Below are 20,742 nucleotides of genomic sequence, written 5' to 3' on the forward strand. Positions count from 1 at the left end.
GCCTCCTCAGAGGAGCGGGCGAAGGGGGGTGAGCAGCATCTCGGTGAACTTGCGGTGCACGTCGCGCGCCTCCCACTCACCACTGGTGAGCTCGAGGCAGTGGGACTGGTCGACCTCGAAGATCGCCTCGAGGTCACGGGCGAAGCCCTCGTCGATGATCTCGACGTTGATCTCGAAGTTGCCCTGCAGGCTGAGCCGGTCGATGTTGGCCGTGCCGACCGTCGCCCAGTTGCCGTCGACCGTGGCGGTCTTGGCGTGCACCATCGCGTCGCGGTAGCGCAGGATCCGCACACCGGAGTCGAGCAACTGGCTGAAGTACCCGCGGGAGATCCAGTCGGCAACGATGTGGTTCGACTTGAGCGGCAGGAGCAGGCGTACGTCGACGCCGCGGCGTGCCGCTGCCTTGACCGCATCGATGAAGTCCTCGTCGGGGAGGAAGTACGCCTGGGTCATCCACACGTTGTGGCTGGCCCGGTTGATCGCCTCGATGTACATCGAGCGGATCGGGAACATCCACAGGCGCGGCACGTTGCGCTGCACCCGGACCCGCGGCTCCCAGGTCGAGGCGGTCTCGAGCAGCAGCGGCCGCTCGGAGGCGCGAATGCGGCGCCGGCGGTTGAGGTTCCAGAAGTCGGCGAACGCCCGCTTGAGGTCCCACACCGCCGGACCGGTGATCCGGACGTGGGTGTCGCGCCACTCGGTCTCGTAGCTGGATCCGATGTTGTAGCCACCGATGAAGCCGACGTTGTCGTCGACGACCAGGATCTTGCGGTGGTCGCGGCCGTAGCGCCGGAGGTCGAAGAAGCGCCACCCCGCGGCGTAGACGGGGTACTTCAGCACCTTCACGTTGGCCGGGAACCGCTTGAACGCAGGCGAGACCACGAGGTTCGCGAATGCGTCGTAGATGCAGTAGACGTCGACGCCACGGTCGGCAGCGGCGATGAGGGCCCGCTTGAACCGCTCCCCCGTCGCGTCGCCCTTCCAGATGTAGGTCTCGAAGAGGATCTGCTGCTCAGCGCCCTCGATCGCCGCCAGCATGTCGTCGTACAGGTCGCGACCGAAGGTGTACGTCGTCACCTGGCCGTCGCCCACGGTGACCGTGTGCGGCTCCCTCGTCGGGAACGGCTTGGGGCGCTTCCCGCGGCGGCGGTACGAGTCGACCACGGACATCGCGAACGCCACCACGAACGGGACACCGATCACGGTGAGCAGAACCCGCCGCAACACCGTTCTCAGCCCGGCGAGCCTGTCCCTGTCACCATGCGCCACGCGCGTCAATCTAGAGCATCGGGTCGAAGGGCCGACGCACTACTGCACGGGTTCGTTGTTGGTGCCGCTGAGAAGCTCGAGACGCTCGACCAGCCACTCGTCGTCGACCAGCTTCATGGTCATGCTGACCCGCTGCTCCTCGATCTTGATGTCCTTGTTGGTCTCGTCGGTGATGGCCTGGTCGACGAACGCCAGGACCTCGACCTGGGTCTCGTCGACCACGCGCGCTGCCGAGTCGACGACCTGGCCCTTGGCGGTGACCTTGCCCTTGACGATCTGTTCCTGGAGGAGCGGGACGTTGGGAGCGAGCTTGTCCTTCAGCTCGGTGCCCGCGATCTTGTCGAGCCACGCGAACTCGTGGTCACCCTCCTTCCAGGAGTACGTCGTGATCTCGGCGAGCAGCGTCTTGGCGGCAGCCAGGGCTTCATCAGCGGCGGTGTCCTCCGCCGTCAATTCCTGCACCTTCGCGCGGGCCTCCTTGAGGTCCTTCGCCTGCTGGTCGTCGGCTCCGCACCCGGAGAGCACGGCGCCCGCGAGCACCAGCGCGACGAGTGGGCCGGCGGCCCGGTGCAGGCTCTTCCCGACCCTCACCGAACGGGCCCGGGGGCATGGTTGGCGCCCCGCTGCAGCGTGGCGAAGGATGCTTCACAACGAGCGTCCTTCTGGAGCGGCCGACGCTCCGGGTTCACCGGGTCGAGGCGCGTGGTGCCGTACTTCTTGCAGCGCGGGCTCTTGTCGCCAATGATCTGGATGCGCAGCTCGCCACCCTGGACCTTGGCGAGCAGCGACCGCAGGCCGGGCTCGTAGGACTGCAGGAGGGCCCGCAGGTGGGGTTCGTAGGATCGGAACACGTCAGTGAAACTAACGCCCGTCGCCAAGAAGCCCGGCAACACCGTGTCGGCGTCGTTGACCAGCCGGACCAGTTCCTTGAGCTGCGCCGGAGTGCGCTTGAGGATGTCGCGCAGCTCGGGGTCGTACTCGCGGAGGAACTGGGCGAACTGCTTCGATGACTGGGCAAGGACCCGCAACGAGTCCGCGTTGTCCGTCACGATGGGCAGGACGGTGCCGGCGTTGGTGATCAGGCGGTCCGTCTCGGGCCACACCTCATTGAGGGTCGCGAGGATCGCGGTGCCCTGGTCGAGGATCTGTCCCAGGTCGGTGCCGGTGCCCTTGAGGCCGGTGCTGAGCTCACCGAGGACGATGCGCAGCTTCTTGTCGTCGATCTGGCGCAGCACGTTGTTGACGGCGATGACCGTCGAGCTCAGGCTCTTGGGGATGTCCGTCGACTCCGCGGGGATCACGTCGCCCGACGCGAGGAACGGCCCCTTGGTGCTCTTCGGCTGGAAGTCGACGTACTGCTCACCGACCGGCGAGAGGCTACGCACCCGAACCAGTGAGTCCTTGGGGATGTCGGTCTCCGTGGTGATCGCGATCTCGGCCAGGATGCCGCCCTTGGACGGGACGATCTTCTCGACCTTTCCGATCTTCACACCGCGATAGGTCACCGCCGACCCCTCGAAGAGACCGCCGGTCTGTGCCAGCTCGACATTGACCGTGACGGGCCGCTTGGTCAGCGGCTGGTCCAGGACCTCGGCGAAGATGTAGGCAGTGGCGAACACCAGGACCAGCCCGATGCCGATGAGGCTCAGGTACAGACGGTCACTCAGGATCTTCATCATCGCGATCCGCCTCCGAGCAGGCCCAGCAGGAGGCCGTTGAGTCCCAATGGATCGGGCTTGCTGCCCGAGCCGGTCGTGCTGCCGGACGTCCCGGACTTGGTCGTGGAGCCCGACTTCGTCGACTTGTTGGCCGGAGCCAGACCGCCGAGGTTCAACAGGCCACCGAGGTCCAGCAGGTCGCCCAGACCGGGCGTGTTCGGATTGAGCCCGAGCAGGCCGAGCAGACCAGCGATGGTGCCCTGTACCGCCCCCGTGGCATCGATGCCGTTGAGGTGGAGCTCGAGACTGATGTTCAGGTAGTCGGTCGCCGCAACCTCGTCGACGGCCCGGGCGCCGGCGATCAGCAGCTTGAGCGAGGACTCGAAGGTCCCGTTGTTCTTGGCGAACTCCGCCAGGACAGGCTCGAGCTCCGTCAGCATGCTGAGCAGCTGGGACCGGGTGGCGTTCACCGTCCTGTTGGCGGCACCGGTGAACTTCTTGATCTCTGCCAGCAGCCGCGTGAAGTCAGGTGTCTTCTCTCGCAGGACCTTCGCAGCCGGCGTGATCTCCTTGACCGCCCGGTTGATCGTGCCCTGTCGTGCAGCGAGCGTCGTCGAGAGCCCGTTGAGCGAGTTCAGCACCTGGTCGATGCTCTGGGTCGTCGCGTTTGCCTGGGTCAGGAACACCGAAGCGCGGTCCAGCAGCGCGCGGTAGTCGCCCTCGTTGCCGACGAGCGCGGTGTTGAGCTCCTCGGTGACGGTCTGCAGCTGTTCCAGGCCACCACCGTTGATCAGCAGGGAGGCCTGCGCCAGCGCGTCCTCGACCGTCGGAGCGGTCTCGGTGTCCTTCAGCGCCAGCGTCGCGTCGTCGCCGAGCTCTGCACCCGTGGCCGGGTTGGTGACGTCCACGAAGAGCTCACCCAGCGGGGTGGTGTAGCGCAGACGTGCGTGCGCGCCCTCCCGGAGCTCGGCGTCCGTCTTCAGCGTCATCGTGGCCTCGGCGACGAAGTCGTCCACCGTCACCGACTTGACCTTGCCCATGTCGACGCCGTTGACCTTGACCGGAGCCCCGACAGCGAGGTTCAGCGCCTCGGAGAACTGTGCCTTGACCTCGATGGTGTCCCCGGACACTCCTGTGCCCGGGATCGGGAGGTCGCGCATCGTCGTACCGCAGGCGGACAGCGAGCCGACGGTGAGCGCCAGCGCTGCGGCCGCAACGGCCCGGGCAGAGGTCGAGCGCATCGTCATCTTCCCTTTCACTGGCCCAGTCCTGTCCCGAGGAGTGCATCGCAGAGCGTGCCCTGCAACAGCCCGTCGCAGATGTCCTGCAACACGTTGCCGAGGGGCACCAGGATCAACGGATCGATCCGGACCGGCAGGCGATCGCCCTTGATCAGGGCGATGTTCTGCAGGGCGAGCGGCATCACGCGGAGGATCTCCTCGAGCCTGCCCTGCTTCGAGAGCACGGTGTTCATCAGCTCGGTCGAACCATCGAGGGTGTCGACGATCTCCTGGCGGTTGTCGACGGCGAACTTGGCCACGGTGGTGACCGCCTCGTCGAGCGAGCGAAGGGCCGAACGGAAGTTCTCCCGCTCGTCGGCCAGGATCTTCGACGCCCTGGAGACCTGCTGGATGAAGGTCCTGGCCGTCGACTCGTTGGTCGCGATGCTGCTGAGCAGCACGTCCAGGGACTTCATCGTCGCGGCGATGTCCTCGCGCTGGGAGGAGATGCCGCTGACGCCGTCGGCCAGGGAGTGGATGGTCTGGTTCAGCAGCGGTCCCCGGCCCTGGAGGGCGCTGGTTCCTGCATCGATGAACCGCTGGACAGCCTTCGTCGTCTCGACGTTGCCGCCGATACCGGTCGCGAACTCGTTGAGCGAGTCGAGGACCTGGTCGAAGTCGACAGGCGTCCGGGTGCGATCGACATCGATCGTCGCACCGTCGGCCATCTTGGCGCCCTCGCGGTACACCGGCGTGAGCTCGATGTAGCGGTCCGTCGCCACGGAGCGGGCCACGACGACCGCACCGGCGTCCGCCGGGACCGGCTGGTCCCCGTCGATCTCCATCGTGACCAGCACCTTGTCACCGGCTGGCTCGATCGAGGTGATCGAGCCGACGTTGACGCCCAGGACACCCACGTCGTTGCCGACGAAGAGACCGGCGGAGTCGGCCAGGTAGGCCTTCACCGTCATCGTGTCCGAGCCGCCGACGACGCCACACGCGGAGGTGGCCAGGACGGCACCGGTCACGACCAGGGCCCCCAGGCCGCGCAGCAGATTCCTCGACCTGGTCACTGGCAATCACCCCGCAGCTTGCAGGTCGTGTCGTCCGCCGGGACAGCGGGCGGCTTGAGGTACAGCGGCACGAACGGGCCGCTGCCGGTCGCGTTGGCGAGGTACCGGACCGAGGGGCCCATCACCTCGAGCAGGTTGGTCAACTGCTTGTCCTGCCTGTTGAGGGTGTCCAGCACCGCGTTCAGGTCGGCCAGCGCCGGCTTCAACTTGCCGTTGGTCGACGTGACGATCGCGGTGAGCGCCTTCGAGAGGTCGGTGGTCTCCACGAGGAGCGTGTGGATGGCCTCCTTGCGGCTGGTGATCTCGCCGACCACGAGGTTGGCCTGCTTCATCAGGCCGACGATGTCCTCGCTGCTCGCGGAGAGCTGGTCGGTCACGCTGCGCGTCGAGGCCAGCAGGTCACCCACCTGGTCGGAGCGCTTGGAGATGACCTCGGACAACCGGGCAACGCCCTCGAGCGCGGGTCCGATCTCGTCCTCGCTCGCACCCAGCGTTCCCGCCATGGCGGTCAGGGCCTTGGCGAGGATGTCGGGGTCGAGCTTGTCGAGCGCCTTCGTGCCCTCCTCGATGACGTCCTGGAGGTTGTAGGGCACCGAAGTGCGATCCATCGGGATCTGGGCATTGGCGAGCGAGCCCGTTCCGTTGGGATCCACCTCGAGGTAGTGGCTGCCCAGCAGGGTGGCCACCTTCACCGTCGCGGTGGTCTGGTTGCCGAGCTCGATGTCGCTGTCCAGCACGAAGCTGACCACCACGTGGTCGTCCTCGAGCTCCACACCGGTCACCTTCCCGGAGTTGACGCCGTGCACCTGCACGTCCTCGCCGGTACGAAGGCCCGCCGTGTGCTCGATGACGGCGGTGTACTTCTTCGTGCCGAACGACGTCACGCTGAGCACGACGACGGCGGCACCGATGAGTCCGAGGATCGCGATCGTGATGAGGCCGACCCGCATCGGGTCGCGCTCGTTCATGGGCTTCATCGACACACCGCCGACCATGGTCCGTTGTTGCCGACCGGGTTGATCCCGCCGGCGCCCTCGGTCAGTGCGATCGACAACGAGCACACGTAGACGTTCAACGCGTTCTCGTACGACGTCGCCCGACCGAGCGATTCGAAGATGGTCCCGAATGCGGGCACCGCGTCCTCCAGGGTTCCTCGCGACTTCTCGAGCATGTCGGCAACTGTCACAAAGCGATCCGTCGCCTTCACCAGGGGAACCTTGACCTCCTTGAGGAGCGAGCTCGTCGCTCCGACCAGGCGGCTGACCCCGTCGATCGAGGCACCGATCGACTCCCGGTCCTTGGCCAGGCCGGTCATCAGGCCTCGCAGTTCCCGAACCGTGGCGGTGAGCTCGTCGCCCTGGCCGGCCAGGTTGTCGAGCACCGGCTGGAGGTTCGTCATGACCTCACCGATGACGGCGTCCTTGTCGGCGAGGAAGTTGCTGAGCTCGCCGGTCTGCTTCAGGAGCTGCTCGATGGTGCCGCCCTCCCCCTGCAGGACCTTGACGAGCGACGTCGCGAGTGTGTTCACGTCGGCCGGCTGGAGCACCTTGAACAGGGGGCGGAAGCCGTTGAGCAGCTCGGTCAGGTCGAAGCCCGGGTCCGTCTGCGTCACCGGCACCTTGGCACCGTCGGCGACCTCGGCGCCCCGCTTGGAGCCCTGCACCATGCCGATGTAGCGCTGTCCGAGGAGGTTCTGGTAGCGCATCACGAGCTTGGTGTTGTCGAGGACCGCCTGTTCACGGGCGACCTCCAGGGTGATCTCGGCACCTTCGTCGGTGGCCTCGATCTTCTTGACCTGACCGACGCGGACACCCGCCGCCTTCACGTCGTCACCGATCCGCAGACCGCTGACGTCGCTGAACTCGGCGACGACTTCCCGGGTGTCACCTGACACTCCGTTGGTCATCGTGTTGACCAGCAGCACGAGCAGCAGGCCACTGAGGGTCGCGAAGGCCGCGAACTTGATCGCAATCGTCCGGAGCCCGGTCATCGGCCCGACCCCAGCAGTCCGCCGATACCGGCCTGGTCCGTGCTGCCAGTGCGGTACGTCGGCCGCTGCTGGTAGTAGCGCGGCACACCGAGCTTGATCGTGCCGTCGGTCTTCACGAATCCTTCTCTCACAGTCGTCGGGACGACCTTGCCCAGGGCGATGTTGACGGCGATCGCATCACTGATGCCGGCCCTGCGGTTGTCGTAGACCGCATCGAGCAGTACGGCCGACCCGTTGATGAATCGCACGAGCTGCTTCTCGTTCTTGCTGAGGAAGTTGCTGGACGTCCGGGCCAGGTTGGTTCCGCCGGAGATCAGCGCCGTCAGGGACGCCTCCTGCGTGACGATGGTGTTCAGCGTGACCAGCACGTCGTCCGTCGCGTCGAGCAGGTCAGGAGCGATCTCGTCGAGCAGCTTCGTCGTGGACGCCAGTGCCGTCAGGTCGGCACGCACCTGGGGCATCCGCGGGTTGAGCCTGTCGAGGTAGGAGTTGAGGACCCGGACCTGCTCACCGATCTGGCCGCCTCGGCCGTCGAGCGCCTCGGCTGCCGATCCGATCGCAGAGGCGAGCTCCGCCGGGCCCAGCGCCTTGACCAGTCGGTCGATGTCGTCGAGGGCCTGCTGCAGCTCCAGCGTCCCCTGGCTGGAGTCGGCCTTGACGACCGAGCCGGCCTTCAGCTTGCCGGAACCCTTTCCGTGGAGCACGAAGTCCACGAACGTGGTGCCGAAGACCGTTGCGGGCAGTACCCGGGCCACTGCGTTGGCGGGCACCGAGTCGATGTCGTCCTCGGACATCTCGATGTCGATGGTCACCCCTCCGCCGGACTTCGCCCGGTCGATCGACGAGACCTTGCCGATGATGGCGCCGTTCATCTTCACGTCGGAGCCTGCACGCAAGGACCCGCCGGCGTTGGCGACCTCTGCGGTGACGTGCGGCTTGGACCCGAAGGTGCCGTTGCTGCGCAGCGTGATGAGCGCACCGATGACCGCCAGGGCGACCAGTGCGATCAGTCCGCGTCGTGCGAGCTGCTGCCGAGTTTCTTCGCGAGCCATTTCTTCACCTCACCCCGAGATCCGGAAGCCTGGGTCCCCGCCCCAGAACACCAGGGTCAGGATCATGTCGAGAACGACGATGGACACGATGGACGCGCGAATGGCGGTGCCGGTGGCCTCGCCGACAGCCTGGGGTCCGCCGCCCACCCTCATCCCGTACCAGCAGTGGATGAGTGCCACCGTGAGCGCGAAGATCAGGATCTTGATGATCGAGAAGACGATGTCGCGGCCCTGCACGAAGGAAGAGAAGTAGTGGTCGTACTGGCCCGGCGACTGACCGAACAGGAAGACGACCGAGGCCTGCGACGCGGCGTAGCTGCCGATCAGGCCGATCAGGTAGAGCGGCAGGATCGCCACCATGCATGCGATGACGCGGGTGGTCACGACATAGCGCATCGCGCTCACCGCCATCACCTCGATCGCGTCGATCTCCTCGTGGATCTTCATCGAACCGATCTGCGCCGTGAACCGACAGCCGACCTGCGCTCCCAGCGCAAGCGCCGCGATCAGGGGCGCCAGCTCACGGGTGTTCACGCTGGCGGAGATGAAGCCGGTCAGCGGTGCAAGGCCGACGATCTCGAGACCGTTGAAGCCCTCGATACCGATGGACGTTCCGGCCGCCACCGACAACAGGATCATCACGCCGACCGTGCCGCCACCCACCAGGAGTGCGCCACTGCCCCAGGCGATGTCCTTGATCTGGCGCAGGACCTCCTTGGGGTACATGGCGATCGTCGAGGGGATGTTGACGAAGACCTTGCCCGCGAACGTCACGAAGGAGCCGAGCTGGGCGAGGGTCGACATCAAGCCGTCGGTCAGGCCGACGAGGGCGTCGGAGAACCGCGAGCCCAGGGTGCGTCCGAGCTGGACCTGGGACATCAGGCACCTCCGGGGAAGAGCATGACGTAGGCCTGGGTCAGGCCCACGTTGATCACGGCCAGCAGGATCACGCTGAGCACGACGGCCTGGTTGACCGCGTCAGCAACAGCCTTCGGACCGCCGAACGCGTGCAACCCCTTGTGTGCCGCGACGATGACCGCCACGAACCCGAAGATGAACGCCTTGAGCTCCGCCAGCACGAGGTCTGCCGGCTGGGCGAGCCCGACGAACGAGTCGAGGTAGGTGCCCGAGGAGATCTGGCCGGTCCCGACGACGATGGCGAAGGCCGTCGTCATCGCCGTCATGGCGACGATGACCGTCAGCAGGATCGACACGAGGAGTCCGGCCAGGATGCGAGGAGCCACCAGGCGCTGGATCGGCGAGATGCCCATCACCTTGAGCGCATCGATCTCTTCGCGGACCGTGCGCGCACCCAGGTCGGCACAGATGGCCGAACCGACGGCGCCCGCGATCATCAACGACGTCACCAGCGGCGCTCCCTGCCGGAGAACGCCGATGCCGTTGACGGCGCCGATGAAGGACTGCGCGCCGATCTGGTTGGCCGCTGCGCCGATCTGCACGGACGTGATCACGCCGAACGGGATCGACACCAGGATCGTCGGCAACAGCGACACCCGCGTCATGAACCAGCACTGGAGCAGGAACTCGCTCCAGGAGAACCGGCGGGCCACGATGTCGGAGAAACCCCACTGCAGCGACTCGACCGACAGCTTGACCAGGTCACCCGTGGTCTCGATGCCGTCCTTGAACCGGTCGGTGAAGCTGCTGAGGAACGACCGGCCACCTGCAACGACGGCGGCCATCAGGCTGCCGCCGTCGGGATGTCGAACGCCGAGTTCAGGCGCAGCGCGGCGACCTTGTCGCCTCGAACCTTCAGTTGTCCTCGCAGCACGCCCGTCACGGCGCTGAGGTGACCGGTTGCCAGGCGCAGGAAGTCCTGTGCCTCGCAGGTGACGGTCGCATCGCGATCGTCCCGGCCGACGGCATCGGCCGCCTCCCCTGCGAGAACGGTCGCTTGACCGTCTCTGAGTCGGAGCACGTAACGGTCCACCTCTCCGTCGGGGCGCCCGGTCAACCTGAAGCCGACCGTGATCTGGACGCCTGCTGCCTTTCGGCCGTTCACGTAGGCCGGCATCCGGTCGAAGATCTCTTCGAGGATGACCGGCCGGAAGCCCGACGCCATGACCGACCGAAGATGGTCGGCGTTGACGCCGGAGAGTGCCCGGGCAACCTGCACCGGGTCGATGTCACGAGGGTTGACGGGCTGACCCGTCAGTGGGGCAGAGCCGTCGACAGCGAAGAGAGCGGCGAGGGCGAGCGCGGCTTCGCTCGAGCCCTCGAGACGGAGCGTGTCACCCAGGTAGGCGACGGCGACGTCGAGCTGGCCAGCGACCAGGCGCAGCAGCTGGAGCGCCGTTCCCTGCACGGCCAGGTCGGTGGGCGCGGATCCAGCCACCACCTGCGTCGTACCGTCGTGCACACGGAGGACATGGCGCGCGCCGGGAACGTCGGTGGTCTCCCACAGCAGGTGGCAGTCCATCTCCGCGAGCTGCTCGGAGACGGCGAACTCGCCCAGGCGCTGCATCACACCTTCGACAACGGCCAGACCCCGCTCTGCGTCATGGGTCACAGCGAGGAGATCTGCGTCGGACGCTGACCGCACCGCGACGATGAATGCGGCCGGGTCGACCTCTTCGAGGAGTCGCGTGACGTCGGGTGCGGAAGCGTGCGCGTAGGCACCCATCCTGACGACTCCCATGTGAACCCCTTGCCTTGGATCGCGGGTGAATTCCCGCCCGTCGCGGAGCATCGCGACTGCCTGTTGCTCGGTGTAACAGATATCACGCAATTTGGTCACGCGTCCTGAGGTGTTCACGTGGCGCCATGCGCGGACCGTGTCGTGGCCGCCTCAAACCGGCCGCGGCGACCAGGAAGGGGACCCTTCCGCGATGCCCGCGCCAGGGCGCGAGGTACGCGGCGAGCCCGGCGTCGTCGAACGCTGTCCCCGTCAGGGCCCAACCCACGTCCTTCGCCACGTGGTAGTCACCGAAGGACACCGCGTCCGGGTCGCCGAGGGCACGTTGGCGGACCTCGGCGCTGGTCCACACACCGATTCCCGGAAGGCTTCGAAGCCGCCGCTCCGCCTCCTTGCCCGCGTGCTCGCCCACCAGGTCCCCGATCCGTTCGAGGGCGTCGGCGTGTCGGGCCGCCGTGACGACTGCCCGGGACCGGGCGGGGTCGATGTGGAGGGCCAGCCACTCCCACGACGGGATGGATCGCAATGTCGCCGCGTCGGGCTGGACCATCAGGTGGTGCCCGGCACCGGCCCCCGGCGCGGGACTTCCGTGGCGGCGCACCAGCGCCCGGAAACTCGCGAAGGCCTCCTGGCCGGTGACCTTCTGCTCGATGATCGCGGGGACGACGGCTTCCAGCACGCGTCCGGTCCGGCCCAGTCGCAGATGGGGGTGCCGGCGGCGGGCGTCCTCGAGCACCGGGTGCTGCGGCACGAAACCGGTCCAGTCGTCGAGATCGCCGAGCAGCGCCGGGGCCTGCGCCAGCGCCCAGGTGCTGCCCTCGCCCCACGCCCGGATCTCGACACCGCCGTCGGCGCGCTGGCTGGAGATGGCCAGGCTGACCGGCCCCGCAGGCGTGCGGCTCGCTCGCCAGTGCCACCCGTCGACGTCCAGCCGATGCGTCGGATCACCAGCGCCGCGGCGTTGCTGGCGAAGCAACGCGGCCACGGGGACCGGTCGCCCCGGGTGCCACACACGGACTCCGTCCGGGGAGGTCATCGCAGCACTGTAAGGCCAATGACCCACGCCTGACAGGCGTTGCCAGTCGCCGGATCCGGTCCGTGACGACTACGCTCTCTCACAATCGTACGAACCCCTTTCGCACACCTCACGCTCCCGGAGGGCAGTTGACCATCGACGCGACCCGCACCCGCCGCGGCCGGCTCGACCAGGAGGCCGTGCTCCGGGCAGCGGAGGCTCTCGTCGATCGCGACGGGTACGACGCCCTGACGATGACCTCGCTCGCAGCCGAGCTCGAGGCACGTGTCTCCTCGCTCTACAACCACGTGGCGAACCTCGAGGACCTGCGCGCCCTCGTCCAGGTGCGGGCCATGCGGATGCTCGGCGAACACGTGCGCGCCGCGGCCATGGGGCACGCCGGCGCCGACGGGCTGCGCGCGCTCAGCCACGAGCTGCGTGTCTTCGCCCGCACCCATCCACAGCGCTACGCCGCACTGACCCGCCCCCCGATCGATCGCGAGGGCTTCTTCGCCGCGGCACTCGAGGCGATCGAGGCGCTCGCCGTGATGGTGCGGTCGGCCGGCCTGCCCGAGGATCGCCTGATCCAGACCGGCATGGCGCTGTTCGCTGCGCTCCACGGCTTCGTCTCGCTCGAGGTCGCCGGCTACTTCGGCGACCTGTCCCTCACCAGCGCCTCCGCGGTGAGCCTCGACGAGGTCTACGAGCAGGTCATCCAGGGCGCCGTGAGCGCCGCGGTCCTCGAGGCCACGCACTGATCGGACGGCGTTGTGCTGCTGCGCGATCTCGTCGACGTCTCGGCCGCGGTGGCCGGAACACGGTCGCGCAAGGACAAGACCCGATTCCTCGCTGACCTGCTGCTGGACGCGACGCCGGAGGAACGCTCGCTCGTTGCGCACTACCTGAGCGGGCGCCTGCGGCAGCGTCGTACGGGGCTCGGCTGGCGCAGCCTCCAGGCGCTGCCCTCCCCCGCCGAGTCGGCGTCGCTGGAGGTGGGCCAGGTCGACGCCACGTTCAGCGCGATGGCCGGCCTCGGTGGTGCGGGATCGCAGGGCGCGCGGGCCGCCCTGGTGGATCAATTGTTCGGCGCCGCGACCGCGCCGGAGCAGGAGTGGCTCCGGGCGGTCGCTGTCGGCGAGGTCCGTCAGGGCGCGCTGGAGGCCGTGGTCACCGACGCGATCGCGCTGGCCTCGGGCGTGCCCCTGTCCGCCGTACGACGCGCCGCCATGCTGGCCGGCGGGGCGACGTATGTCGTCGACGCCGCCTTCGCCGGGCCCGAGGCGCTGGCGGCCGTGGGACTCAGCGTCGGCCGACCGGTCCTCCCGATGCTCGCTTCCTCGGCGCCCGACGTCGCCGCGGCGATCGAGAGGACGGCCCCGGCCGGCGAGGTCTTCGGCGTCGACGCGAAGCTCGACGGCATCCGGATCCAGGTGCACCGCGACGGCGACGACGTGTTGGTCGCGACCCGGAGCCTCGACGACATCACGTCGCGGCTCCCCGAGGTCGTCGCCATCGTCCGTGCCCTTCCCGCCGACCGGATCGTCCTCGACGGCGAGGCGCTCGCGCTGGCCAACGACGGCCGCCCACGACCGTTCCAGGAGACGGCGTCACGGACGGCCACGCAGGGCGAGAGCGACGGCCGAACCGTCGTGACGCCGTACTTCTTCGACCTGCTGCACCTGGACGGCACCGATCTGCTCGACCTGCCGGCGACGGAGCGCTGGGACGCCCTCGAACGTCTCGTACCCGAACAACATCGCGTACGACGATGGGTCGGCACCGATCCGGACGCAGCACAGACGTTCGCCGCAGCGGCCCTGGCCGACGGCCACGAGGGCGTCGTCGTCAAGGCCGCCGGTGCGCCGTACGACGCCGGGCGCCGTGGCGCTGCATGGATCAAGGTGAAGCCGGTCCACACCCTCGACCTCGTCGTGCTCGCGGTCGAGCGCGGGTCCGGACGACGCAAGGGCTGGCTCTCCAACATCCACCTGGGTGCGCGGGATCCCTCGCAGCCCGGCGGCTTCGTGATGCTGGGCAAGACCTTCAAGGGAATGACCGACGAGATGCTGCGCTGGCAGACCGAGCGGTTCGGCGAGCTCGAGGTCGACGACAACGGCTGGGTGGTCACGGTCCGGCCGGAGCAGGTGGTCGAGATCGCCTTCGACGGCCTCCAGCGCTCGACGCGCTATCCCGGCGGGCTGGCGCTCCGTTTCGCCCGGGTCGTGCGCTACCGCGACGACAAGTCAGCCGACGAGGCCGACACGATCGACGCCGTCAAGGCCCTCCTCGGGTGAGCGAACGCCGCAGCCCGGGTCAGAAGCCGGCGGACGCGCCCGACGAGGAGTAGGAGAACTTGCCGCACGCGGCGACGACCTTCTGCGCGCCGGGGATCTCGTCCTGGTTGAACGCCGGCCCGTCGCCGATGCCTTCGAGTCCCTTCGCCAGCTCTCCTGACGTGATGAAGTCCCTGGCCGCTGCCTGCGCGCTGCTGACCAGTGCGCCGAACTCCGGGTTGAACTGGACGCGCGCCAGCTCGGCGGGGCTCAACGCTCCGGCTGCCGCGTCGACCTTGGCCGCAATGCCGGCCGTGACGCCGGACGCAGCCGTGCCGCGAGCCCTGTGCATGCCCCCGGGGACGGTCTTCAGGACCCTGGCCGCTGACGCGATCCCGGGCGAGGACCTCGTCAGTTCGGCGAGCGGCGCCTTGATGCCCCGGTAGCGGTCGGACATCACCTTGTACTCGGCGTCGTCGAAGGCCTGCGAGGCCGCCTTCTCCGCCGCCTTGGCCTCGTCCATCGCCTTGCTGATCATGGCCTTGATGACGTTGAGGTCGCGCGCGTCCTCCAACGCCTCGATCCTGGCCTTCAGCGAGACCTCGAACGCCTCCTTGGCCTTGCGCTTGGCGATCTCCACGTGTCCGAGCTCGTGCTGCTTGAGCATCTCGACCTTGGCGGCGTCGTAGTCCGAGGGCAGGTCGATCACGAACCCGAGCTCGTAGGAGAGCTTGAGGACGGACATGTCGTTGGCCATGTAGGCGCCGTTGAACTCCCAGGTCGGCGTGGTCCACGCAGCGACGTTGTGGCCGCCCTTGCGGATCGCGAGCTCGGCCGACTTCGTCTGGTAGTAGGCCGGCTCGTTGGCCTTGCCCGTGACCTGGATCGAGTCGGGCTTCTTCTTGTCCTTGTCGCGCTGCACCGTCGGTGTCCCGATGACCCGCTGGACGGCCCTGTTGCCGGCCGTCCGCTGGAGCGCGAGCAGCTGCTTCGGCGTCATCGAGGGGTGCGGATCGCCGGCGGCAGCGCTCCTGGAGAGCCCGACGAGGCCCACCGCGAGGTCGGGACCAGCCGTCTCCCGTACCTCCGGGACGGTCTCCGCGCCGGGGGCACGTCCGGGCGCGGCGACCTTGCCGTCCGGTTCAACGCCCATCTGCGGAGCGTACCGAGTCAGAGCCGTCGCGTCGTCCGTTGTCGCGACGACAGCTCGGCCGCCGAGGCCGACACGATCGAGGCGGTCCGGTCACACTTGTTGCAACACTGAGTTGCACACGCCGTACACTCGGGCCATGGCAAGCCAGGCACCCGCGAGCGACGGTCGACGCAAGGCCGCCGCCGCGCGCCGACGCGAGCGCGAAGCACAGATCATCGCCGCCACCCGCGAACTGTTCGACTCCAAGGGTGTCCGCGACGCACAGATCGAGGAGATCGCCAGCGCGGTGGGCATCAACCGCGCGATCGTCTACCGCCACTTCACCGGCAAGGAAGAGCTCTTCTCGCTGACCCTCGTCGGCTACCTCGAGGAGCTGAAGGAAGCGATGGTCGCAGCGGCGGCGCCGGAGACGACCCACACCGGGCGCCTCGCCGCCATCGTCGGTGCGTTCGTGGACTTCGGGGTGACGCATCCCGCCTTCGTCGACTGTGCCCAGTCGCTGATGACGCGCCCCGCCGGCGAGCTGTTCGACGACCTGTCCGAGAGCGCACTCCTGCGCCTCGGCCGGGGCATGACCTCCTGCCTGACCATCTTCGCCGACGAGCTCCGCGACGGGGCCGCCGCGAAGGCCTTCAGCCTGACCGAGGACCCGGTCCTGCTGGCCAACACGCTGTACGCCAGCGGCCTGGGCGCCCTGCACCTTGCCCGGCTCGGCGTCCTGGTCAGCGAGGTCGCGCCCGGCATCCCGACGGTCAACCGGGTCACTGCGGACCAGGTTCGTTCCTACATGGTGACCTCGGCGTTGGCGCTCGTGTCGCCCAACCGCGCCACCGCCTGACCTTCGCGACGAAGGAGTGCCCCTACCCTCGCCTCAAGGGCCGACGACACCTGCGGCGATGTCCCGGAGCTCTCGCTTGAGGACCTTCCCCGTGGGGTTGCGAGGGAGCTCGTCGAGGAAGTGCACGTCGCGCGGGACCTTGTAACGGGCAAGGTTCACCCGTACGTGGTCACGAACCTCGTCGGAGGTCAGCGTCGTGTCCCCACGGAGTACGACGAACGCGGCCAGGCGGTGCCCGTACTCCTCATCGGGTACGCCGACCACGGACGCCTCCTCGACCTGCGGCATCGTGGCCAGCAGCTCCTCCACCTCACCGGGGAACACGTTCTCACCGCCGGAGACGATCATGTCGTCGTCGCGACCTTCGATGAAGAGCAGGCCGTCGGCGTTGAAGTGTCCGACGTCGCCCGAGGCCATCAGTCCGTCGACGCTCTGCTTGCCGCCACCGCCGGTGTACCCCTCGAACTGCATGCCGTTGCCCACGAAGATCCGGCCGGTGACGCCGGTGGACAGCTCGTTGCCCGACTCGTCGAGGATCTTCACGATCGCGCCCTTGACCGGTCGGCCGACACAACCCGGCTCGATCATCAGGTCGTCGGGCGTGGCGACCGTCGCGTAGGCGACCTCCGTGGATCCGTAGAGGTTGTAGACCACCGGGCCGAAGCCGTCGGTGGCCCGTCTGGCCAGTTCAGCACCCAGCTGCGACCCGGCCACGAAGATGATCCGCAGGTTTGGGAAGTCCCGCTGCACGTCGAAGCCGCCGGGTGCGTCGAGCATCCGTTGCAGCATGACCGGTACGGCGACCATCATGGTGGCGCCGTTCGTCTCGAGGCTGTCGAGGACGGCGACCGGGTCGAACCTGCGCCGGACCACCACGGTCGAGCCGAACGCGATCGCCATGACTGCGTGCGCGAAGCCCAACGTGTGGAACATCGGCGCCGGGATCTCCGTGATCTCACGGGCCTTGATGGGCACCTTGCTCAGGATGGCACCGAGAGGCGCCAACGATCGTGGCTCGGGGCGCGATGCGCCCTTCGGCGTGCCGGTGGTGCCGCTGGTCAGCAGGATGACCTTCGACTGCACACCAGGAGCAGGCGGTGCCTTGCTCGACGCGCCCGCGATCAGCGCGTCGATGGTGTCGGGGCCGTCGGTGTCGGCCCAGCAGCGGAACCGCCCTCGTCGCGGCTCGACGCCCTCGAGGAGGCCGGCGTACTCGTCGTCGTGCACCAGCAGGTCGGTGCCCTCGCGCTCGGCGACCTCGCGGACCTGCGGGCCGGCGAAGTCGGTGTTGAGGAGCACGATCCTCGCGCCGCACTTGGCGGCCGCGAACGTCGCCTCGAGGAAGCCACGGTGGTTGCGGGCCAGGATCGCCACGCCCTCGCCCGGCTCCAGGCCGCGCTCGCGCCAGGCATTGGCCAGCGCGTTGGACCGCGCGTCGAGGTCCTTGAAGCTGAGGGCGCCCCGCTCGTCGATCACGGCCGCGCGATCGCCGTACCGGATCGCGGCGAGCACGGGCAGCGCGCCGAGTCCCCCGTACTTCAGGTAGCCCACCGCGATCTTCGCCGCCTTGTGCGGCAGCGTCGGGGTCAGCAGACCCGCCTTGGTGGCGAGCCAGACGTACGTGGCCTCGTCCAGTCCGGTGCGGGCAAGCCTCAGCGGCAGGTCGATCGTCATCCTTCTCCCGCCTTCGGTTCTCGCCACGGCCCGCCACGGATCATCCGTAGCGGGCCGTCGCGATGCGGGTGAGTCGCTCAGCGCTCCATGATCGCGACGACGCCCTGGCCGCCGGCGGCGCAGACCGAGATCAGCGCGCGGCCGCCGCCGTTGGCCTTGAGCAGCTTGGCGGTGTTGGCGACGATCCGGCCGCCGGTGGCCGAGAACGGGTGACCCGCCGCCAGCGACGAACCCTTGACGTTGAGCTTGCTGCGGTCGATCGAGCCCAGGGGCGCGTCGAGGCCGAGGCGCTCCTTGCAGAACACCGGGCTCTCCCAGGCAGCGAGCGTCGACAGGACCTGCGAGGCGAACGCCTCGTGGATCTCGTAGAAGTCGAAGTCCTGCAGGGTCAGGCCGTTGCGCTCGAGCATCCGCGGGACGGCGTAGGCCGGAGCCATCAGCAGGCCCTCGGCGCCGTTCACGAAGTCGACAGCAGCGACCTCGGAGTCGACGAAGTAGGCGAGCACCTCGAGGCCGTGCTCCTTGGCCCACTCGTCCGAGCCGAGCAGCACCGCGGAGGCACCGTCGGTCAGCGGGGTCGAGTTGGCGGCCGTCATGGTCGCGGCCTCGCCCTTGCCGAAGACCGGCTTGAGGGTCGCGAGCTTCTCCAGCGACGAGTCGCCGCGCAGGTTGTTGTCACGCTCGAGCCCACGGAACGGCGAGATCAGGTCGTCCTGCCAGCCCTCGTCGTACGACGCGGCGAGGTTGTGGTGCGAGGTGACGACCAGGAGGTCCTGGTCCTCACGGGTGATCTGCCACTCGAGGGCGGTCAGCGCCTGGTGGTCGCCCATGGAGAGCTTGGTGCGCGGCTCGCCGTTCGACGGGATCGCGAGGCCCACGTCGCCGGGACGGATGGTCGCCAGGATCGCGAGGCGGTCCTTGGTGGAGCGCGCGTTGTTCAGCTGGATCAGCTTCTTGCGGAGCTTCTCGGAGATCGCGATGGGGGCGTCGGACGTGGTGTCCACACCGCCGCCGATGCCGGACTCGATCTGGCCGAGCTTGATCTTGTTGGCGATGTAGTTGATCGCCTGGAGGCCGGTGCCGCAGGCCTGCTGGAGGTCGACGGCAGCCGTCTCCGGGGCGAGGCGGGTGCTGAGCACCGACTCGCGCACCAGGTTGAAGTCGCGGCTGTGCTTGAGCACGGCGCCACCGGCCACTTCACCGATACGCTCGCCTTCCAGTCCGAACCGGGCGACGAGGCCGTCGAGCGCGGCGGTCAGCATCTCCTGGTTGGAGGCAGTGGCGTAGGCGCCATTGGAGCGGGCGAAGGGAATGCGGTTACCACCAATGACGGCGGCCCGACGAACTGTGTTTGCCATGTTTTCCATCCTCAGGCGCTGAGCCCCTCAAGAGAACGATTTGAGGGGCAGATCACGAAATATGGACTCAGAGTTACACATCTAGTTACATATGGTCCGAGCGGGCTCGGCCCGTGGACCAACCTTCCCGCACTTCCACCCTTGCAGAAAGCAGGCGGCCGCACCATGAGCGACAAGTACCAGGGCTTCGTGACCTCCCCGATCGGCAAGCTCCTCGTCAAGAACCTCGGCCTTCCGAACCCGACCGCACTCGACCGTTACTCCGACGGCGACCCGCTCGTCCAGGGCACCGTCCTCGTGGGCGGCACCGGCCGACTCGCCGAGTCGCTCCCCGGCCTGCTCGACCTGCTCGGCATCGCGTCGACGACCACCCCCGTCGACGGCGAGAAGCTCAAGGGCCTCGTCTTCGACGCCACCGGCCTCAAGACCGCCGACGAACTGGTCGCCCTCCGCGACTTCTTCACCCCGCTGCTGCGCAGCCTCGAGTCCTGCGCCCGCGTGATCGTGATCGGTACGCCGCCCGAGCAGACCAAGGGCAGCGAGCGCGTCGCCCAGCGTGCGCTGGAGGGCTTCACCCGCAGCCTCGGCAAGGAGATCGGCCGCGGCGGCACGGTCCAGCTGGTCTACGTGGCCGACGGCGAGGAGGCCGCGATCACCAGCAGCCTGGCCTTCTTCCTCTCCCCCAAGTCCGCCTACGTCTCCGCCCAGGTCGTCCGGGTCGGCGCCCACGGCAAGGCCACGACCACGAGCGTCGAGGACTGGACCAAGCCGCTGGCCGGCAAGATCGCCCTCGTCACCGGCGCGAGCCGCGGCATCGGCGAGTCCATCGCCCGCGTGCTGCACCGTGACGGCGCGACCATCGTCGGTGTCGACGTGCCGCAGGCAGCCAGCGAGCTGCAGAGCCTGATGAACGAGCTGGACGGCGACTGGCTGACCATCGACATCACCGCCAAGGACGCGCCGCAGCGGATCGCGCACCACCTCAAGGAGAAGCACGGCGGCGTCGACGTCGTCGTCCACAACGCCGGCATCACCCGCGACCGCAAGCTCGCGAACATGGCGCCCAACGACAAGGGCGACCGGTGGACCTCGGTCATCGGCGTGAACCTGACCGCTCCCGAGCTGATCACCCGCGAGCTGCTCGACCAGAAGGTCATCAACAAGGGCGGCTCGATCATCGGTGTCGCCTCGATCGCCGGCATCGCCGGCAACGTGGGCCAGACCAACTACGCCGCCTCCAAGGCCGGCGTCATCGGTTTCGTCGACAGCCTCGCCGACGAGCTCAAGGACGGCATCACCATCAACGCCGTCGCTCCGGGCTTCATCATCACCGCGATGACCGCCGCCGTGCCGTTCGCGACCCGCGAGGTCGGCCAGCGCCTCAACGCGATGTCGCAGGGTGGCCTGCCGGTCGACGTCGCCGAGACCATCGCCTGGTACGCCAACCCCGCCTCGTCCGCCGTCAACGGCAACGTGGTCCGGGTCTGCGGCCAGATGATGCTGGGTGCCTGAC

19 protein-coding genes are annotated in these 20,742 nt (G+C 68.2%); 4 read left to right on the top strand and 15 right to left on the bottom strand.

The features are described from left to right. Window positions 1-6: 6 nt before the first annotated feature. From ACOACQ_RS00345 to ACOACQ_RS00400, 12 genes are all read right to left on the bottom strand, one after another. Entirely contained in the window at window positions 7-1,227 is a 1,221-nt protein-coding gene (locus ACOACQ_RS00345) for a phospholipase D-like domain-containing protein (protein ID WP_378600009.1), read from the bottom strand. 81 nt (window positions 1,228-1,308) lie between these two features. Continuing rightward, window positions 1,309-1,860, bottom strand: a complete 552-nt coding sequence (locus ACOACQ_RS00350) for a hypothetical protein (RefSeq protein ID WP_378600011.1) — start codon at window positions 1,858-1,860, stop codon at window positions 1,309-1,311. Then, window positions 1,857-2,948 (bottom strand): MlaD family protein, encoded by a 1,092-nt coding sequence (locus tag ACOACQ_RS00355; protein WP_420287370.1) that lies wholly within the window; start codon window positions 2,946-2,948, stop codon window positions 1,857-1,859. Before ACOACQ_RS00355 ends, ACOACQ_RS00350 begins: the two co-directional genes overlap by 4 nt. Then, window positions 2,945-4,168, bottom strand: a complete 1,224-nt coding sequence (locus tag ACOACQ_RS00360; RefSeq protein ID WP_378600016.1) for an MCE family protein — start codon at window positions 4,166-4,168, stop codon at window positions 2,945-2,947. The genes ACOACQ_RS00355 and ACOACQ_RS00360 overlap by 4 nt, the downstream gene beginning before the upstream one ends. Before the next feature lie 14 nt (window positions 4,169-4,182). Beyond that, window positions 4,183-5,220: an MCE family protein gene (locus ACOACQ_RS00365; protein ID WP_420287371.1), complete on the bottom strand. Its 1,038-nt coding sequence runs from the start codon at window positions 5,218-5,220 to the stop codon at window positions 4,183-4,185. Further along, window positions 5,217-6,188, bottom strand: coding sequence for an MCE family protein (locus ACOACQ_RS00370; protein ID WP_420287372.1), 972 nt, complete (start codon window positions 6,186-6,188; stop codon window positions 5,217-5,219). The genes ACOACQ_RS00365 and ACOACQ_RS00370 overlap by 4 nt, the downstream gene beginning before the upstream one ends. A gap of 5 nt (window positions 6,189-6,193) precedes the next feature. Continuing rightward, the gene (locus ACOACQ_RS00375) at window positions 6,194-7,210 is read right to left on the bottom strand and encodes an MCE family protein (protein ID WP_378600024.1); all 1,017 of its coding nucleotides are present in this window, start codon (window positions 7,208-7,210) and stop codon (window positions 6,194-6,196) included. After that, on the bottom strand, window positions 7,207-8,262 hold the full coding sequence (locus tag ACOACQ_RS00380; RefSeq protein ID WP_378600027.1) for an MCE family protein: 1,056 nt from the start codon (window positions 8,260-8,262) through the stop codon (window positions 7,207-7,209). Before ACOACQ_RS00380 ends, ACOACQ_RS00375 begins: the two co-directional genes overlap by 4 nt. Before the next feature lie 9 nt (window positions 8,263-8,271). Next, window positions 8,272-9,141: an MlaE family ABC transporter permease gene (locus tag ACOACQ_RS00385; protein WP_378600029.1), complete on the bottom strand. Its 870-nt coding sequence runs from the start codon at window positions 9,139-9,141 to the stop codon at window positions 8,272-8,274. Beyond that, entirely contained in the window at window positions 9,141-9,965 is an 825-nt protein-coding gene (locus ACOACQ_RS00390; protein ID WP_378600032.1) for an MlaE family ABC transporter permease, read from the bottom strand. The genes ACOACQ_RS00385 and ACOACQ_RS00390 overlap by 1 nt, the downstream gene beginning before the upstream one ends. After that, the gene (locus tag ACOACQ_RS00395) at window positions 9,965-10,921 is read right to left on the bottom strand and encodes an alkyl sulfatase C-terminal domain-containing protein (RefSeq protein WP_378600034.1); all 957 of its coding nucleotides are present in this window, start codon (window positions 10,919-10,921) and stop codon (window positions 9,965-9,967) included. Before ACOACQ_RS00395 ends, ACOACQ_RS00390 begins: the two co-directional genes overlap by 1 nt. Before the next feature lie 82 nt (window positions 10,922-11,003). Beyond that, a complete protein-coding gene (locus tag ACOACQ_RS00400) occupies window positions 11,004-11,954 on the bottom strand; it encodes a DNA-3-methyladenine glycosylase family protein (RefSeq protein WP_420287373.1) in 951 nt (316 codons plus the stop codon). A 128-nt stretch (window positions 11,955-12,082) separates the two neighbouring features. Between ACOACQ_RS00400 and ACOACQ_RS00405 the strand changes: the two genes are divergently transcribed. Both ACOACQ_RS00405 and ACOACQ_RS00410 read left to right on the top strand, forming a co-directional pair. Beyond that, window positions 12,083-12,691 (top strand): TetR/AcrR family transcriptional regulator, encoded by a 609-nt coding sequence (locus ACOACQ_RS00405; protein ID WP_378600039.1) that lies wholly within the window; start codon window positions 12,083-12,085, stop codon window positions 12,689-12,691. Between the two features lie 12 nt (window positions 12,692-12,703). Then, window positions 12,704-14,227, top strand: a complete 1,524-nt coding sequence (locus ACOACQ_RS00410; protein ID WP_378600041.1) for an ATP-dependent DNA ligase — start codon at window positions 12,704-12,706, stop codon at window positions 14,225-14,227. 19 nt (window positions 14,228-14,246) lie between these two features. Here the strand turns inward: ACOACQ_RS00410 and ACOACQ_RS00415 are convergent, their stop codons facing one another. Next, on the bottom strand, window positions 14,247-15,359 hold the full coding sequence (locus ACOACQ_RS00415; RefSeq protein WP_378600044.1) for a hypothetical protein: 1,113 nt from the start codon (window positions 15,357-15,359) through the stop codon (window positions 14,247-14,249). Between the two features lie 136 nt (window positions 15,360-15,495). On the opposite strand from ACOACQ_RS00415, the gene ACOACQ_RS00420 reads away from it, so the two are divergent. Further along, a complete protein-coding gene (locus tag ACOACQ_RS00420) occupies window positions 15,496-16,197 on the top strand; it encodes a TetR/AcrR family transcriptional regulator (protein WP_378600046.1) in 702 nt (233 codons plus the stop codon). Between the two features lie 33 nt (window positions 16,198-16,230). On the opposite strand, the gene ACOACQ_RS00425 is transcribed toward ACOACQ_RS00420, so the two are convergent. Further along, entirely contained in the window at window positions 16,231-17,871 is a 1,641-nt protein-coding gene (locus ACOACQ_RS00425) for an acyl-CoA synthetase (protein ID WP_378600049.1), read from the bottom strand. Window positions 17,872-17,948: 77 nt separating this feature from the next. Further along, on the bottom strand, window positions 17,949-19,229 hold the full coding sequence (locus ACOACQ_RS00430) for an acetyl-CoA C-acetyltransferase (RefSeq protein WP_420287374.1): 1,281 nt from the start codon (window positions 19,227-19,229) through the stop codon (window positions 17,949-17,951). A 165-nt stretch (window positions 19,230-19,394) separates the two neighbouring features. On the opposite strand from ACOACQ_RS00430, the gene ACOACQ_RS00435 reads away from it, so the two are divergent. After that, complete coding sequence (locus ACOACQ_RS00435) at window positions 19,395-20,741, top strand: 3-oxoacyl-ACP reductase (RefSeq protein WP_378600054.1); 1,347 nt, start codon at window positions 19,395-19,397, stop codon at window positions 20,739-20,741. Window position 20,742: the final 1 nt, after the last annotated feature.

The sequence above is a fragment of the Nocardioides sp. CPCC 206347 genome (genome assembly GCF_048654605.1).
In the GTDB taxonomy this organism is placed as follows: domain Bacteria; phylum Actinomycetota; class Actinomycetes; order Propionibacteriales; family Nocardioidaceae; genus Nocardioides.